A 702-nucleotide genomic window follows, 5' to 3' on the forward strand; every position below is an offset into this window, starting at 1 on the left:
TCTATCTGTAATTCCGAGTAATTCTGTGGTATTATAAATAAGTTCCATATGATTCTCCTAATGTTGGTTTGGTCACTATTCATTATAGGTCATATGGGGCTTTTTTTGTACCTCAAAAAGCCCTATAATCCCTATTTTGGGTCGTTACCCACTATAGAAATTATAGAGCCTTATTTTATAGGTTCTTTTGCAAGTTGTGTGGAATTCCTGAAAACCGATAGTCATGGAATTTGATAATTGTAGCTTTTTAATGACTGTACCGTAAGCGTCCAATAACGAGGTATCTATCTTGAATCCCTATTATCCGATATACTAATAAAAAGATAAAAAATCGGAGGAAACAGATGCCAATCAATTTACTAGACCTAGGCCTTGTTCATCTAGTCTGTGGGAAAACAGATATGAGACAAGGAATTGACTCACTTGCTTACCTGATTAAAACTCAATTCCAACTAGATCCATTTTCAGGCCAAGTCTTCCTCTTTTGTGGAAGCCAAAAAGATCGCTTTAAAGCTCTTTATTGGGATGGTCAAGGATTCTGGCTTCTCTATAAACGGTTTGAAAATGGTAAGTTAACTTGGCCTGATGGAGAAAAGAAAATTCTCACTTTGACATCTGAACAAGTAGACTGGCTCATGAAAGGTTTTTCAACTACTCCAAAAATAAATCCCACAAAAAGTCGTGATTTCAATTGTAATGGCG

At 35.9% G+C, this 702-nt stretch carries 1 protein-coding gene; it reads left to right on the top strand.

Annotation, left to right across the window (positions count from 1 at the left end; translation table 11 throughout):
- Nucleotides 1–344: 344 nt before the first annotated feature.
- Nucleotides 345–702, top strand: a 358-nt coding sequence (gene tnpB, locus HZY94_RS09580) for an IS66 family insertion sequence element accessory protein TnpB (protein ID WP_179925937.1), incomplete at its 3' end; no start/stop codon positions are given.

This window comes from Streptococcus danieliae, from assembly GCF_013415245.1.
In the GTDB taxonomy this organism is placed as follows: domain Bacteria; phylum Bacillota; class Bacilli; order Lactobacillales; family Streptococcaceae; genus Streptococcus; species Streptococcus danieliae_A.